General features: G+C 40.8%; 13 protein-coding genes and 1 tRNA gene. 5 read left to right on the top strand and 9 right to left on the bottom strand.

What is annotated here, in order from left to right; genetic code table 11:
* The first annotated feature begins 37 nt into the window (after positions 1 to 37).
* From D0T87_RS19065 to D0T87_RS19050, 4 genes are all read left to right on the top strand, one after another.
* Positions 38 to 4,144, top strand: a complete 4,107-nt coding sequence (locus D0T87_RS19065; RefSeq protein WP_163177030.1) for a hybrid sensor histidine kinase/response regulator transcription factor — start codon at positions 38 to 40, stop codon at positions 4,142 to 4,144.
* 14 nt (positions 4,145 to 4,158) lie between these two features.
* Positions 4,159 to 5,742, top strand: a complete 1,584-nt coding sequence (locus tag D0T87_RS19060; RefSeq protein WP_163177028.1) for a glycoside hydrolase family 31 protein — start codon at positions 4,159 to 4,161, stop codon at positions 5,740 to 5,742.
* Between the two features lie 62 nt (positions 5,743 to 5,804).
* Positions 5,805 to 6,911, top strand: a complete 1,107-nt coding sequence (locus D0T87_RS19055; RefSeq protein ID WP_163177026.1) for an acyltransferase family protein — start codon at positions 5,805 to 5,807, stop codon at positions 6,909 to 6,911.
* A gap of 17 nt (positions 6,912 to 6,928) precedes the next feature.
* Positions 6,929 to 8,317, top strand: coding sequence for a Gfo/Idh/MocA family protein (locus tag D0T87_RS19050; protein WP_163177024.1), 1,389 nt, complete (start codon positions 6,929 to 6,931; stop codon positions 8,315 to 8,317).
* A 72-nt stretch (positions 8,318 to 8,389) separates the two neighbouring features.
* Here the strand turns inward: D0T87_RS19050 and D0T87_RS19045 are convergent, their stop codons facing one another.
* The 4 genes from D0T87_RS19045 to D0T87_RS19030 all read right to left on the bottom strand — a co-directional run bounded on the left by D0T87_RS19045 (position 8,390) and on the right by D0T87_RS19030 (position 13,345).
* Complete coding sequence (locus tag D0T87_RS19045; RefSeq protein ID WP_163177022.1) at positions 8,390 to 9,583, bottom strand: pyridoxal phosphate-dependent aminotransferase; 1,194 nt, start codon at positions 9,581 to 9,583, stop codon at positions 8,390 to 8,392.
* An 84-nt stretch (positions 9,584 to 9,667) separates the two neighbouring features.
* The gene (locus D0T87_RS19040; RefSeq protein ID WP_163177020.1) at positions 9,668 to 10,882 is read right to left on the bottom strand and encodes a bifunctional 3,4-dihydroxy-2-butanone-4-phosphate synthase/GTP cyclohydrolase II; all 1,215 of its coding nucleotides are present in this window, start codon (positions 10,880 to 10,882) and stop codon (positions 9,668 to 9,670) included.
* 2 nt (positions 10,883 to 10,884) lie between these two features.
* On the bottom strand, positions 10,885 to 12,783 hold the full coding sequence (locus D0T87_RS19035) for an LptF/LptG family permease (protein ID WP_163177018.1): 1,899 nt from the start codon (positions 12,781 to 12,783) through the stop codon (positions 10,885 to 10,887).
* A gap of 175 nt (positions 12,784 to 12,958) precedes the next feature.
* Complete coding sequence (locus tag D0T87_RS19030; protein WP_163177016.1) at positions 12,959 to 13,345, bottom strand: START-like domain-containing protein; 387 nt, start codon at positions 13,343 to 13,345, stop codon at positions 12,959 to 12,961.
* A 221-nt stretch (positions 13,346 to 13,566) separates the two neighbouring features.
* On the opposite strand from D0T87_RS19030, the gene D0T87_RS19025 reads away from it, so the two are divergent.
* Positions 13,567 to 13,640: transfer RNA gene (locus tag D0T87_RS19025), tRNA-Met, on the top strand.
* 179 nt (positions 13,641 to 13,819) lie between these two features.
* Here D0T87_RS19025 and D0T87_RS19020 read toward each other — a convergent pair.
* The 5 genes from D0T87_RS19020 to D0T87_RS19000 form a co-directional block, all read right to left on the bottom strand.
* Positions 13,820 to 14,248, bottom strand: a complete 429-nt coding sequence (locus D0T87_RS19020) for a hypothetical protein (protein WP_163177014.1) — start codon at positions 14,246 to 14,248, stop codon at positions 13,820 to 13,822.
* A 57-nt stretch (positions 14,249 to 14,305) separates the two neighbouring features.
* Positions 14,306 to 14,734 (bottom strand): lipocalin family protein, encoded by a 429-nt coding sequence (locus tag D0T87_RS19015; protein WP_163177012.1) that lies wholly within the window; start codon positions 14,732 to 14,734, stop codon positions 14,306 to 14,308.
* A 92-nt stretch (positions 14,735 to 14,826) separates the two neighbouring features.
* A complete protein-coding gene (locus D0T87_RS19010) occupies positions 14,827 to 15,348 on the bottom strand; it encodes a hypothetical protein (RefSeq protein ID WP_163177009.1) in 522 nt (173 codons plus the stop codon).
* Positions 15,349 to 15,701: 353 nt separating this feature from the next.
* Positions 15,702 to 16,373 carry a recombinase family protein gene (locus D0T87_RS19005; protein WP_163177007.1) on the bottom strand — a complete coding sequence of 224 codons (672 nt, stop codon included), beginning with the start codon at positions 16,371 to 16,373 and terminating at the stop codon, positions 15,702 to 15,704.
* Positions 16,374 to 16,620: 247 nt separating this feature from the next.
* Positions 16,621 to 16,930: JAB domain-containing protein (locus D0T87_RS19000; RefSeq protein WP_163177005.1), on the bottom strand; the 310-nt coding region annotated here is incomplete at its 5' end.

Genomic DNA, 16,930 nt, shown 5'->3' with positions numbered 1-16,930 from the left:
TTATATTTAGGCATCCTCTTAGATAAAAGAACATGCCATGAGAAAATACGTACTTATACTAGCGTCATTATTGTTCTCCGGAATTATTCTAAGTCAGAATAATTCGGACCTATCATTCGTTCATCTCACACGAAACGACGGTTTGTTACATAATAATGTGACAAGTGTCAGGCAAGATTCGTTGGGTTATGTCTGGATAGGAACCCATCGTGGCCTCAACCGGTATGATGGATACAAAATTGATGCGTACAGGTACGCTCCCAGCGACATAAATTCGGTTTATAAGAACCGGATATATTCTATGGAGATAGTCAGGAATATATTGTTCATGGCAACCGAAGCCGGCCTTGTTTGCTTCGACATCTGTTCTAAAAAGTTTCTCGATTATAAATCGGCGGATAATGAATTGGCCTTTTATTCGCAAGTAGATGATATAAAGACCGACCATAAAAACAGATTGTGGTTGATTTCACGACAGAACGCGGTGAGAGTTGTAGAAGTTTGTGAGGATCAGGAAACCTTGTTGTTAAAACCTAAAAAGATAGGCGAAGATATTGAGTTTAAATCTCAAATAGGAAAACCCAGATTCGTATATGATGAGAAAGGGAACATCTACCTCTTCGGTAAAGAAAAACTTTCATACTATTTTGATAATAGCATGGGAGAAATCGTATTTGGGGGTTATGTAATTGCCGACCTGGATCTATGGATTCAAAATATGGTGATGGATAATAATAAGATATGGGTCTGCACCTCGGATAAGTTACAAAAATATGCCTTGCGTAGCGATCTGGATCTTGTTCTGGAAAGAGAAATCTCATTTAACGAATATACCATCTCAATGTTTTGCATAGACAAGGAGTTTGTTTGGATAGTTACCAATGATGCATTGCTGAGAGTACAAAAAGAAGGGGAAAGTACCAATTATGTAAGATACAGCAACATCCCATGGGATAAGAACTCAATCAGTAACGACATAAACAACATCTACATTGATAATAATAAAAATATATGGGCGCCCAGCTGGGATAGCGGACTGTCATATACCAACAACGAAATAAACTATTTCAAAATTGTAAAGTATGATCCGGAGACTGCGGCAAGTAAATTGAAATCGAAATTTATCAGTTCCCTTCATTACAACGACGGCCATGTTTACATAGGAAGCAAGCATGGTGGTATCAGTAGGTTCAATATAAGAACAAAAGACGTAGAGCTTTTCGTATATGAAAAAGAACTAATGCCTTCGGTTACAAGCATTATATCAGACAATCAAAACATATATGCCGCCGTTTCCAGTAACATAGTTACTATCAATAAAAGGAGCAAAAGGATAGAACATAAGATGTTAGCTTCGAACTATATCTTCTGCCTAACTTTTGATAAATACAACCGTATATGGGCGGCTACTGCCGAAGGACTTGATTGCTTTATTCCTGTTGGTAATGGTTATAAGAAACTATGGTCAGTTACAACCTCATCACCACTTCCGTTATCTACGAATCTCTTGCATGGCATCTATTCCGACCTAAAGAAAAACGAGTTAATCATTACTTCGGCATCGGGAATCAACAGGGTATTATTCAACGAATCGGGCGATATAAAAGACATCGTTCATTATAAGTCCGAACAAGGGAGGAAAGGTAGTTTAAGTAGCGATTATCTGTGGCCGATTGACAAAGAGAACGATTCTGTATATTGGGTAGGATCACTGGGAAGTGGATTAAACAAAGTGACATTCAGGGATTCGGATGGGAATTACGATTACAATGCCGAATGCTTTGGAATGGAATCCGGAGCACCTTCCGACGATATAGAAAGTATAGAAATAGACAAATATGGGAATATATGGTGTGGAGGGTACTCGCTTACATGTTTTAACCCGAATTCGAGAAGATTCAATACGTTCGACATGAGCGATGGGCTTCAAAGCTATATGTTCGCCACATCCTCTTCGTGCAAGGATATGGATTCGAATCTATACTTTGGAGGAGCCGAAGGAATGAATTACTTTACTCCGCAAAATCGGATTGAAGAAACCATTCGCCCTTCTGTCTCTTTCTCAAGAATATACATAAATGGCAAGTTGACCGACTCCGACATTGAGTATGCTTCAAATGTAGTTCTGAAGCACAATAACAATAACTTCTCCATCGATTTCTCTCCCCTGCTTTATAAGCAAGGAAAGCATATAAGGTATCGATATCAACTGGAAGGATACGACCAGGATTGGCGATACATAGAAATGGGAGAAGAGTTGAAAGTCTCTTATCATAAAGTGCCTTATGGGAAATATACACTCGTTGTTAATTCGCGGGGATGGGAAGATTGGGACGAAGAGAGGTCTGTTATTCGTATCACCATACTTCCTCCGTTTTGGTTGTCCTGGTGGGCTATCACCATATATTGTATTCTTCTCACCACGATGGTCTATTTCATAAGCAGGTCTTTAATCAAATGGTTGCAGATGAAACAGACTATTGCTATCCAGAAAAAGCGTGAAGAGCAAAACGAAGAGATCATGCAAATGAAAATAGATTTCTTCACAGATGTAGCCCATGAATTCAGAACGCCTCTGACTCTGATTAATACCGGGGTTAACGAGATAGAGGAATCGGATACAGAGGTAAAAGAGGATAAATTCTTTGGGCTGATCAAAAAGAATACGAATAAACTATTGAAGCTCATAAATGAATTGTTAGACTTTCACCGGTTTGATATTAAAGGAATCAGATTGAATGCAACCAACGTATCGGCAACAGATTATTTCAATCAATTGTTTGACGAGTTCTCGGGTTGGGCGCATTTGAAAGGAATCAGGATGGAAACGCAGTTCCTTCAGGACAATATCAATGTGTGGTTGGATGAAGAACATTTAAGTAAGGTGATTTCCAATATAATATCAAATAGTATAAAGAACTCAAAGCAGGAAGAACCTGAGATAAACATCGCTGTTTCGGCAGGCAATCTAAAGAAGGCGGATACTTACTTCAAACACTCGTATTCGTATCTCGAAAGTTTGTATGGAGATAAACATCTGATCATTAAAGTTCGCGACAACGGAGTAGGAATAGAAGCACGGTTTCTCCCTTTAATTTTCGATCGTTTCTTTCGGATTAGCAATCAAGCAGATAGAGGTTCCGGCATAGGATTGGCGTTGGTAAGATCTATCATTCGGGTACACTGTGGAGGTTTGATTATAAGTAGTGAACCGGATAAGGGAACTGAATTTATAATAGGAATCCCGCTAGATGATTCTTATCTTAAAGAGGTAGATAAGTCCGAAATGAGCCGGTTTAATCTGGAAGAGTATTTGTGCAATGTTGCACTCGAATATGAAGAATCCGGTAACAGGGACGAAACAGATATTGTCGATGATAATAAGCCTACCATACTACTTGTAGATGACAACAAGGATATACTTATGGCGCTTAAATCAGCATTGAATAGTGAGTATAACATCCTTACGGCTCAGGATGGTGAAGAAGCCTTATTTATATCCAACTCTCACTACCCTAGTCTTATCATTACCGATGTGATGATGCCACGAATGGATGGAGTTGAGTTATGTTCCAGGTTAAAAAACAACTTGCAGACTTGCCTGATCCCTGTTGTGATGCTCACTGCAAAAGCGATGGTAGAAAACCAGATAGAAGGGATAGAAAGCGGAGCAGATGCCTATATTTCAAAGCCTTTCGACTTAAGGATTATAAAAGCAACAGTGAGAAACCTGATCAAAAAGGCGGAGCAGATACAGGAACTAAGCAAAGACAACACACATTTCCAACAAGGGATAAAGCAAAAACTAAAAGATAAAGAAACATGCGATCTGTTTGCAAAGTTTGTGGATCTGGTTGAGCGAAACCTTTCGAACCCGGATTTTTCTGTTGATTTTCTGAGTGCGGAGATGGGATTGAACCGGACGAAATTATATAGCACAATTAAGGATATAACCGAAATGACTTTGGGACAGTACATCCTGAAATTACGCCTTGAGCGAGCGGCCAATCTCCTAAGCACTACCAATATGACGGTTACGGAAGTAGTCTTCAATGTTGGAATAGAAAGTCCCTCTTATTTTACGAGGGCATTCAAGACTCAGTTTGGCATATCGCCTTCGAGTTTCAAAAATAAGTATAATTAATAAAGACTATAACCATGAAGAAAATTCTCTTTTTTATCTTAATTCTTTTATCCGTAAATCTGAAAGCCCAATACACTTCGAATATTGAGGTATTAGCCAACGAGAAATGGTGGGGAGGGGCAACCAAATGGGGAAGCAATATGCCCTATACCATAAGTCCTGTTATCGACCTGCGGTATGACAACTTCGACAACCAGACTTCTCCTTTTCTGGTTTCCAATAAAGGACGTTATATCTGGAGTGATTCTCCTTTTTCTTATCAGTTTAAAGACAATAACATATATATTACCTCACCGGAAGAACAGGTTAAGGTCAATGTTGCAGGAAGCACCTTGAAGGAAGCCTATCTGGCAGCCAGTAAAGCTTTCTTTCCTCCGTCGGGAGAATTGCCTCCCGGTATTTTCTTCAGCAAGCCTCAATACAATACCTGGATAGAACTTATGTATGACCAAAGCCAGGCCGGCGTGCTCGAATACGCCAGGAACATCATAAAGAACGGACTGCCTCCGGGTGTTTTGATGATAGACGATAACTGGCAGAATTACTACGGTAATTTTGATTTCAAGAAAGTAACTTTCCCTGATCCAAAGAACCTTATAGACGAACTTCATACGATGGGCTTTAAAGTAATGCTATGGATATCTCCTTTTGTGAGTCCGGATAGCCGGGAGTTTCGCTCTTTGAAAAGCAAAGGATATTTAATTAAAAGAAAGGGTTCCGACGAACCGGCTATGATACAATGGTGGAATGGTCACAGCGCCTGTTATGATTTAAGTAACCCGAAAGCTTACGGCTATTTACTTTCAACATTAAAGAAGCTTTGCGAAGAGTATAAAGTAGATGGTTTCAAGCTCGACGCCGGAGACGCCAAAATGTATAGAGAAGAAGAGATAGATGTGTATGATGGAAAGTCTTATGGCGCTTACCAAAGTGAATTATGGGCAAAACTTGGTTCTGAGTTTCCCTACAATGAATATCGTGCATGCTGGAAAATGGGCGGACAAGCACTTGTACAGCGCTTGCATGATAAATCTTATTCATGGGAAGATATGCAACTGTTGATTCCTGATATGCTTGCCGCCGGTTTATTAGGACATGCGTACGCTTGTCCTGATATGATTGGTGGAGGAGAATATTCCAGCTTTTTAAATATTGACTCCAATAGCTTCGATCAGCAATTAATTGTCCGTTCATGCCAGATTCATGCGATGATGCCAATGATGCAGTTCTCTGTAGCGCCTTGGAGGATATTAGATAAGAAGCATCTGGATATTTGCGTTAAGTTTGCAAAACATCATGAAATGTTGGGCGAGTATATCCTTTCTTATGCGAAGAAAGCATCCGAAACAGGCGAGCCAATCGTGCGCTATATGGAGTATTCTTTCCCTGATGAAGGGTTTGAAGACTGTAAGGACCAGTTTATGTTAGGCGACAAATACTTAGTTGCTCCCGTTTTGACTAGTGAAAACTCCCGGAGCGTCAAATTGCCAAAAGGTCAATGGCGCGATGATGAAGGCAAAAAATATAAGGGAGGAAAACGGTACACCTTCAATAACGTTCCGTTGGAACGTTTACCTTGGTTTGAAAAGATCAAATAGTCACTAAAAAGCTCTTGTGCACAGGGCGATAAGTATATTCTTTAATCATTAATTCAGAAAAGATGAAACAAGAAATAAAACAGGAACGTTTACTTTCACTAGACGTTCTAAGAGGATTTGATATGTTTTTTCTGGTAGGTGTAGGCGATATATTGCGCCGGCTATTGGGAACCATTGATTCGGATGCTACTCATTATATAATGTACCAACTTGAACATGCAGAATGGATTGGATTCACCGCATGGGATATTATCATGCCTTTATTCCTTTTTACATCCGGCTTATCCATGTCTTTTTCTTTCGATAAGCAGAGGTCGAAAGGATTAACAACACTGCAATTACACAAGAAAGTGCTCAGGCGCTTTTTCATTCTGTTCTTTTTGGGATGGATTGTTCAGGGAAATTTGCTCGATTTGAATCCGGATGTATTCCATGTATATTGCAATACGCTTCATGCCATTGCCGTAGGGTACCTGATAACGGCACTCATTGTACTTAACACAGATAAACTATCCACCCAAATGCATTGGGGTTGCGGACTATTGGTACTGTATTGGGGGTTGCTTACATTTGTTCCCGTTCCCGGTTATGGAAGTGGTGTTTTCACTCCCGAAGGAAATCTGTCTATGTATATCGACACACTACTTTTAGGGACTTTCAGAGATGGCACTCAATACACATGGGTACTAAGTAGCTTGGGATTTGGTGCAACCGTATTCTCCGGCTATGGTGTTGGCTACCTGATGGGTAAACCTATGCATCCTATGCAAAAACTTAAAATATTGTTACTTCTTGGCGCCGGATTAATCGTAGCCGGTTTATTGCTAAGCCTGCAAATACCGATTATTAAAAAAATATGGTCGCCTTCAATGGTGTTCTTTAGCAGTGGTATTTGTACGCTCCTTCTGGCATTTTTCTATTGGATTACGGATATGCTTAAGATAAATTCATGGTGGACCAAATCCCTTAGGTATTTGGGACTGAATGCTATTGCTGCTTATTTGTTATATACCGTAATGGGGCTTGATCTGGTTTCTGCTCTTTTGCTACGAGGAACCGAACAATACCTGGGAGACCTGTTTCCATTCATTGTATCCCTGGGACAGTTTATTCTATTGTTCTTAATGATAAGGTTTATGTATAAGCATAAAATATTTTTAAAAGTATAATATACAGTAATTATATTATGAAGAAATTTATTCTATTATTCTCTGCATGTTTATTGCTACTCGGTTGTAACAATTCCTCAAATAAAGAACAGTCTTTCCTGATCAAAACTCCTGTTCTTGAACGCCCTGCTGGTCAAACCGATGTATTGGAGTTAAGAGCAGAACCGCTACCCGTAGTCCGTGTTGCTTTTATTGGGTTGGGCATGCGTGGTCCGGGAGCAGTAAACCGCATAACACACATACCGGGAGTAGAAATCATTGCGTTGTGTGATGTGGAGCAGAAAAACACAGAGAAGGTCAATAAAATGCTTGAAGAAAGAGGGCTTCCCAAAGCGCAGGAGTTTTATGGAGATACCTCGGTGTGGCGCAAGGTTACTGCGTTGCCCAATGTAGACCTTATTTATGTGGCTACCGACTGGAAAAGCCACGCCAAAATCGGTGTACAAGCAATGAATGACGGCAAACATGTAGCTATAGAAGTACCGGCAGCTATGACAATGGATGAAATATGGGCGTTGATCAATACTTCAGAGCGAACGCGTAAACATTGTATGCAACTTGAAAATTGTGTATATGATTTCTTTGAGTTAACGACATTGAACATGGTTCAGCAAGGCTTGTTAGGAGAAATAATTCATGGAGAAGGCGCTTACATACATGGTCTTCAACCCTACTGGGATGAATACTGGAAGGATTGGCGTATGGATTTTAATAAGACACATCGTGGCGACGTTTATCCTACCCATGGACTTGGCCCGGTATGTCAGGCAATGAATATACACCGCGGTGATAAAATGAATTATCTGGTATCCGTTGATACTAAGGCAATCGGCAATCCTGCTTTCTTGAAGAAAAGAGACGGCCAGGAAGTCGATAATTTCCGTAACGGGGATCATACCAATACACTTATCAGTACCGAGAATGGTAAATCCATACTTATTGAGCATAATGTTACTTCTCCCCGTCCGTATAGTCGCATGTACCAACTTACAGGAGAAAAGGGTTTTGCCAATAAATATCCCGTAGAGGGTTACGCTTTGAGTAGTGAAAATTTAGATGCTTCATTGACCAAAAACCATGAAGACCTGAATGCGCATCAGTTTATTCCGGAGAATATACGTAAAGCACTAATGGAAGAGTACAAACATCCTATTGTAAAAGATATAGAAGAACAAGCCAAACAAGTAGGCGGTCACGGAGGTATGGACTTTATTATGGATTATCGCTTGGTTTATTGTTTGCAGAAAGGTCTTGCACTTGATATGGATGTGTATGATCTGGCCGAATGGTGTTGCCTGATACCATTAACAGAAATATCGCTTGATAATAACTCCGCACCTGTTGAAATTCCGGATTTCACGCGTGGGAATTGGAATAGGGTTCAGGGAGTGAAGTTCGCTCTATAAAAAGCAATTCCCGTAGAGTTGGTTTAAACCAACTCTACGGGAATTATTTACTTTTAGACAGCTTTTTTTATACTACTTTAATTTAGCTAGCGCTTCCTTAATCCGGCGCATAGCTTCAACGATATTCTCGTCCGAAGTAGCGTAGCTCATACGAATGCAGTCGGGTGCACCGAATGCAGTACCACCTACACAGGCAACGTGGCCTTCTTCCAACAGATACATAGCCAGATCGCCGGCATCATTGATCTTACGATCACCAAAAGATTTGCCATAATGAGAGTCGCATTTAGGGAAAAGGTAGAATGCACCTTGTGGTACGTTTACTTCAAATCCGGGGATTTCCTTCGCCAGTTTTACGATCAGGTCGCGACGACGCTCAAATGCTTTACGCATTTCCGCAACAGGTTCCTGCGTTCCGACATAAGCAGCCTCAGCAGCTTTCTGCGATACAGAGCAAGGACCTGAGGTGTATTGTCCCTGAAGTTTGTTACATGCAGATACGATCCATTGCGGACCAGCGATGAAACCAATTCTCCATCCTGTCATTGCATAGGCTTTAGATACTCCGTTTACGATCACAACACGGTCGCGTACTTCCGGGAATTGAGCGATGCTCTGGTGCTTGCCAATGTAGTTGATATGTTCGTAGATTTCATCGGCAATGATGATCACCTGCGGATGTTTTGCCAACACAGCAGCCAAACCAGCCAGCTCTTCTTTTGTATATACAGAACCCGTCGGGTTAGATGGAGAGCAAAGAATGATTGCCTTTGTTTTCGGTGTAATGGCTGCTTCCAATTGCGCAGGAGTGATTTTAAAATCCTGTTCGATACCAGCAGGTACAATAACACTTGTTCCTTCGGCCAACTTCACCATTTCAGGGTAACTTACCCAATATGGAGCAGGAATAATCACTTCATCGCCCGGGTTGATAAGCGCCATCAGCACATTACATACCGATTGCTTTGCACCGTTTGAGCAAAGGATTTGAGCAGCGCTAAAATCAAGATCGTTTTCAGCTTTCAGCTTTTTCACAATCGCTTCACGCAACGCAGGATATCCCGGAACCGGAGAGTAACGAGAATAATTATCGTCTACGGCTTTCTTTGCAGCTTCCTTAATGTGGTCAGGTGTATTAAAGTCTGGTTCACCTACACTGAGGTTAATGACATCAATACCTTGAGCTTTCAACTCATTGCTTTTTTGCGACATCGCAAGCGTCTCGGAAGGAGACAAACTGTTCAAACGATCTGATAACTGATTCATTTTGTTTATACTTTTAGGGTTGTTTCTCAAATTTAGCTGCAAAATAAGCGATTATATTTGAATTATGAAAGCAAACTATGCATTTTACTTATTAAAATGCAACGTATGCCCCATTCTTTCTTTCTTTGTTTTCAGGTAACGTTCATTGTATTGATTCGGTGCAATCTCAATAGGCACGGTGTCTGTAATCTCCAATCCATAGGCTTCCAGGCCAACGCGCTTCACCGGATTATTGGACATTAGCTTCATCTTGGTCACCCCTACCGAACGTAAGATTTGAGCACCAACGCCATAGTCGCGCTCATCGGCAGCAAAACCTAAATGCAGATTAGCATCTACTGTATCCAGCCCTTCTTCCTGAAGTTTGTAAGCCGCCATTTTGTTCATCAGCCCAATGCCACGCCCTTCCTGGTTCATATAAACAATAACGCCTTTGCCGGCTTCCTGTACCATTTGCATGGCTTTATGCAGTTGTTCACCACAGTCGCAACGACAGGAACCGAATATATCTCCGGTCATACAAGAGGAGTGAACACGCACAAGTATCGGTTCGTCTTTCTTCCATTCGCCTTTAATCAGGGCGATATGTTCCAAGCCATTGGATTTCTGACGGAAAGGAATCAGGTGGAAATGTCCGTATTCGGTTGGCATATCTACCTCAACGCCTCTTTCTACGATAGATTCCATATTCAACCGGTAAGCGATCAGGTCTTTAATGGAGATAATCTTGATGTCGTACTTCTTCGATACTTCCATCAGTTGTGGCAAACGGGCCATTGTACCGTCTTCATTGATTATTTCAATCAGAGCACCCGCCGGATAAAGTCCCGACAAGCGGGCAAGGTCTATCGTTGCCTCCGTATGTCCGGCACGGCGCAGTACGCCTCGCGAACGGGCACGAAGAGGACTCAGGTGTCCGGGGCGTCCCAGATCTGTAGGTTTTGTACCCGGATCGGCCAGTGCACGAATGGTAGCGGCGCGGTCGTGCATAGAAACTCCGGTGGTGCAACCCGGCAATAGGTCGACGGTTACAGTAAATGGGGTTTCGTATATAGAGGTATTGGCAGAGGTTTGCATCTCCAGTTCCAGTTCGGCACAACGTTCTTCGGTAATCGGAGCGCACAAAACGCCACGACCGTTTGTAATCATGAAGTTTACGGCTTCCGGGGTTATTTTCTCGGCGGCAATGATGAAGTCTCCCTCGTTCTCACGATCCTCATCATCTACCACAATCAGAAATTTTCCTTCTTTAAAGTCGGCAATCGCCTCATCAATGGTATTGAGTTTTATTTCTTCCATAATTAATCTATTTTATCGTTGAGTAACACCTGTATGTCTTTACTTGTAGTGATGACACGTTCCAGGTCTTTTTGCAGTCGGATTCTAAAGATCCATATCCGGAAATAAAAGAATAATCCTATGGGGAAAAGCGCCCCAAACAGCACATTCAACCAATGAATATTGAATGGGCGGGAATGTGCGGCAACGGGTATAATCGGATAATTATTCAAGGCATTCAGTAGTTTGAAGGACTTTGTATTGGACATTTGTTCTACCAGACCTTCCAGATGATCGTTTATTTGCACCATTTCCTGATCAACGCCTTCATTCATCCACAGTTGATAATAATTCGGGGCTTTGGTCAACTGGTGTGTTTTAATGTATGCTTCACATTCGTAAACAAGAGCATCCAGTTCTTTTGGAAGCGCTGCATAATCGGGGTCATGAATAATAACGTCCTTACGAGCGATATTACGCACACTACGGATACCCAATACACGCTTAAACCAGCCGATATAGGCATCGGCATTCAGCACCACAGAGTCTCTATTGGACTTATAGGTAAGGAAGGCGCCCAATGGCCCGAGTATAGCGGAGCTTAACCACATTCCCATGAACATAATCCACTTGCCATCGCGCGCCATTTTGTACCCCATGTTGTTGATTACATAATAAACGATGAAGATCAAGACGGATATAACGACGGGCATTCCCAACCCTCCTTTACGGATGATGGCTCCCAATGGGGCGCCGATAAAGAAGAAGAACAGGCAGGACAGGGCCAGCGTAAACTTCTGGTGCCATTCTGTTCGGTGCCTACGGATGTTCTGGTCGTTCGAGCCAATGGTCAGGCTTTTGAAGTTCCAATCACTTTTTTGATTATCCGTCCGGTTTACTGCCGACGTTATGATTTTCTGTTTCTGGGCAAGAGTCGAACGGTCGAAGAGGCTATCTACATTATAGCTGGCCATATTGGCGGTTTCTATCTTCACCGTATCTTCCTTGGACAAGCCTGTAATATTCTGGAACACCCCGGCTTTGGCATCTGTATAATATCTCCGCCCGATACTGTCATTCATTACAGTCATCGAGTCGATGGATGCTTGCAGCATTCGCAGGTTTTTACTGTTGGACTGATTGCTCATAAAGCTGGCATCCATCAGATTGAAGTCGGAGTTAAAATCGATCAGGGAATGTTTTTCACGGAACGACTCCCGCCGATACGGTACGTTTTTGTCGTTTGCATTCTGCGATCTCAGATTCTCGAAGAGATGGCCGCTATATAAATGCAGGTAAAGGTGCTGTTTGTCTGCCGTCATCTCCAAACGTCCCGAGTCGGCCGTAATGATACGGGCATTTTCGAAGCCATTAGACAGTTCATAGATGGTTACATCGTATAGCCAGCCGGTTTTCCGGTCTTTCTTTTTCACATATAGGTTGTAACCGTCGATTTCATCGTAGAATGCACCTTCGGGAATGTCCAACTCGGGAGATTTTTGCCGCATGGACCAAAGCAGGGTATAGAGTTTGGCCTGTGCCTGCGGACCGACTACATTTTGGAAGAAGAATGAAGTGCAACTTAATATGACAACAAACACAATCAGCGGCCGCATAATTTTGAGCAGGGAGATACCGGCAGCTTTCATCGCCAGGAGTTCATAACGCTCACCAAAATTACCAAAGGTGATTAAAGCGGCCAGCAGAATGGCCAATGGCATAGATGCCGGGATCAGACTTAACGCGGAGTAGTAGAAGAATTGAGCAAGTACGCTCATCTCCAACCCCTTACCCACCAGTTCATCAACATATCTCCATAAGAATTGCAGCATGAAGATGAAAAGGCAAATAAAAAAGGTGCCGATAAAGAGTGTTCCGAAACTCTTTAAAATAAATATATCTAGCTTTTTTATTCGAAGCATCTAAATTAGTCTGTGTAATTAAGATGCAAAAGTAGTACAAAAAAAGAATTAGTAGATAATTTCCCTGCTAAACTTAGGAAGTTTTAAGTTTGAAACGCAGATTAAGACAGATTACCACAGATAATATTGGTCTTAAATCTGTGATAATCTATGTTAATCTGCGTTTCAAAAACCCTCAAAAGCCGAAGGCTCGCCTCAGGCGTTCAATTTGTGAGTTCCACAAATCTCTTTGATCGTCGGCTTCGTCTTCGTCGGCAAAATCGGTTACTTCCAGAACGAAATCGTTGGTTAGTTCGTTGTTTGACATTTTGATTTCAAAGTATTCCCTTTCATTTTCGTCGTCCAACCAGCGGAAGCGTATGTAGGCATAAGCACGGATAGCGATGATCTCTGCTTCACGGCTTTCGGTTTTCCCCCAAAAAAAGGTCACAATTTTATCATTAGACAGAACTTTATCGGCAAACCACTCTTCCAAACCCGCCGGGGTACTGATAGACGACCATATAATGTTCTTGGAGGTCGCATTCAGAGCGTATTCCAAATGTATTTTCTCCCTTTTCATAGTTGTTTTCGTTTTAAATTACGTTTGGCAATATAAATACTTTTTTCAAACTACCAAGCATATTTGCCATACTTTATTTTTTTACCACATTCATACGCCTGTAAACGACGATGGTATTGGATATGTGAACTACTTCTCTGAAAGAAAAAACAGAAAATCACCCGAAATGTTTTGGAATATTCGAAGAAACACATATCTTTGCACCCGCAATCAGAAATGATGGCGGGATAGCTCAGTCGGTTAGAGCGCATGATTCATAATCATGAGGTCCCGAGTTCAATTCTCGGTCCCGCTACTTCAGATAGAATAAGGCATTTGGGAGGCTTCCACTTCTGGGTGCCTTTTTCTTTTGGGTGCAAGTGACGGTTTACGGTACGGTGACCTCTCCAAGAGTGTAACAAGTGTAAATAATATTATCAATCTCTCATTTAATTAACAGGGCAGCAAACGAACCGCTTCACTTGCTGCATTGCTTTAGAAATATATTCTATACGCTCCATTCCCACCATAGTACATTATTGTAATCGCATATTGAGGGACGAACCTATTAATATCAGAAGGTATATCAGCCTGATAAGAAATTAGTTCTGATAGTGTACCTCGATACATGCTTGAAGATGCCTTGTATGGATCTGACAGACTTTCAATAGAATATTTAGACGTATCCCATACAGGAACCACTCCGATAGTTCTGGTTGGTACATCATTTACATATTCAATACTAATAGTAGTCCACTGAATATTCATTCCTATAGTTCCAATTATCTCACTCTTGGATACATCTTGATATTGGCAAACTGCCATAACTGTACGAGTTTCTTTTACTTCTGATTCTTCATTCTTATCGCTGCTGCAACTCAACATCGTGAGCGATAAAAGAATTAATATTGCAATATTCTTCATAAGATATTTTAGTTTCAAAGTAGCAAGCGGATGACCCGCCTGCCAATTATTAATAATCTACTTTATCCTTCGATAAGTATCTGTACATTCACCTTCTCCTTCATACTCTACACTGCTCCATGTATGAAATACGACCAGCTTATCAGATGTCAACTGCTTAATAATGCACTTATCCATATCTATGTCTCCTTGGAATGTCATCACGTCACCTTTAATACTCCAGTCAAAATAATACTTACCAGTTTCATTAGAATAATAGTTGTAACCAGTACCATCAGAATTGAATACCCAGAAGTCTTCATCTTCTGCATCATCCCAAGTATACTCGTTTCCATTATAGACTTCCGAACCTTTTGAATGAGAAATCTGCCATGTACCAAGGATTGAAGTAGAATAACTCACATCGTCATCATCGTCTGAACATGATACGAAGCTAAAACTTAACACAGCGACCAGTAGGTAGCTTAATAATCTAAATGTTTTCATTTGTAAATAAATTTATTACTTCTGCCAGTTCCTCTGTAACAGATATTGAGATGTAAGCATGCGAAGGAACACCCGTAAGGTCACATGCTATGTTAACTTTGAGTGATTATTAGAAATCCTAATATGACAAATACCGATACAATAATTAAACAGCCCATGAAATATTCTCCAGCATGTTCCTCTTTGTCTTCTGGTTGTTCCTCGGGCATCTCTTCTTCCTTTTGATATATTGAAAGTAGGTGCTGTTCCAAAGCTTGTACAGTATTAAGTAGAAGTTGTTCTTTAACATCTTCATCAATAAGTATCAGTGAGCCTTCATTTCCGCTTAACTGTAAAGAGAGGTATTGATTATTAACGAACTGTGGTCTTAGCAGGTAGGTTTCATTATTAATATCTATCAAAAGGCTGCGATTTGGCAGTAATTCCCATCTGCCTCTCTGAACCTTCCCGTTAATAGACAATAACAGCTCATTATTCGGTCTGAATATGAAGACTTCTTTGCTATTCTCCTCATTAAGAACTTCCCATGAGCGATTGTATAATATAGATTCTGCATCAAGCTGTCCACTATACTGTTTGATTCGTTCGATAGTACTAAGTATGTAATATTTCATCGCATGGCGTTAGTGCTAACGTGAGTTAGCTGGGTTAAACAATAAAAAAGCGTGAGAACTTATCACTTATCTAGTTCTCAGGCCTTCGCATTGCCCACCTCTTAGATAAGCAACAGCCACTCACGCTAAACNNNATATTGCTTACCCAAAGGTAACGATATATCATCTAGGTGAGCGCTTATTGCCACCATTCCAAGAGGTATCCAAAGTTGCGAAGTTTGAGAACTGGAATGATATTATAAACGCTCTTATTAACAATGTAGACATCCAATCTCCAACACTATAGTAGATTAGAATCAACGCAAAGTTAAGAAAAGCGTTCGTATTAGTAAAATCCTAAACAAAATATTACGTTACACGATGCCATAACGCTGTAATAATCGGTTGACCTGCGTTATTTGAAATTTATTACCCTTAGAGGTTACAAATCCCTGCTCATTTAACAACTTAGTCATTTCAGAGGGTGATTTCCCCTCGTTAACCATAGACCTAAGCAAAGCGACCGCACGCATGTTATTCGGATTGGATTCTGCTTTCGCTCTATTAGTGGTAGAACTGTTTTCTATAGCTTGCTTATGCTTCTTCATTAAGTTATCCGGCTTTCCAAGTTGCATTCCTCTGGCTTTCTTTGCATGAAGAGACTGTTTTGTTCTTGTAGAGATTAATCCGGCTTCATATTCCGCAATAGATGAAATTATATGTAATATCAGCCTGTTAGCACTTGGGAAGTCACAGAAAGTAATCTCCACATCCGATTCCAACAATTTAGATGTAAATGCAACGTTTCTGCTCAACCTATCTAACTTAGCCACGATTAATATTGAATTAGTCCTACGACACATCTTCAATGCTTCCTGTAGCTTCGGTCTGTCATTCCGTTTTCCGCTTTCAGTCTCTATATACTCTTTTAGGATGCTTCCCTCTTTGATGTGGTTACAAATAATCTCTTTTTGTGCTTCTATCCCTAGACCAGATGCTTCTTGCTTCTGCGTGGACTGTCTTAGATATGATATGTATATTTTCATAATGAATTCGGGTGTTTAGTTACACATGCTCAACGGTCGTTCAGCTTATGTAAGTGAATGAAAAAGAACCGATTCCGAAGAACCGATTCTCTATGTTATATGAACTTTGATTATTATTTCTTACCCGTCATTTGCTCAATTCTTCTTCTTTCGTCATAAGGAACTTTATATGCTAAGTAAATCCATGTAAGGGGACAGATAAACAGTATTGCCATAAGAAACGGAAGTATAATAGATAATATAGTCTTCATAGTAGCTCTCCTTCATCTGTAAATGAATAATAGCCTTCATCCTTAGTCACGATTATATGATCAAGCAGGCGAATATTCATAATATCACAGGCTTGCTTAATCGTAGTAGTTAACTTCCTATCGTTTACGCTTGGAGAAGTGTTTCCAGACGGATGGTTATGTGATATTATAATTCCGACGGCATTACTAAGAATTGCAATCTGTAGAATTTGTCTCACGTCTGCATAAGTCCCATCTATACCACCAGAACTCAAATTATGTACACCCAACACTTTGTTAGCTTGATTTAAAAGTATTACTTTAAAA

Origin of the sequence: Bacteroides sp. 51 (assembly GCF_010500965.1) — a bacterium.
Taxonomy (GTDB): Bacteria; Bacteroidota; Bacteroidia; order Bacteroidales; family Bacteroidaceae; genus Bacteroides.
This window is presented reverse-complemented; position numbering and strand designations above follow the sequence as displayed.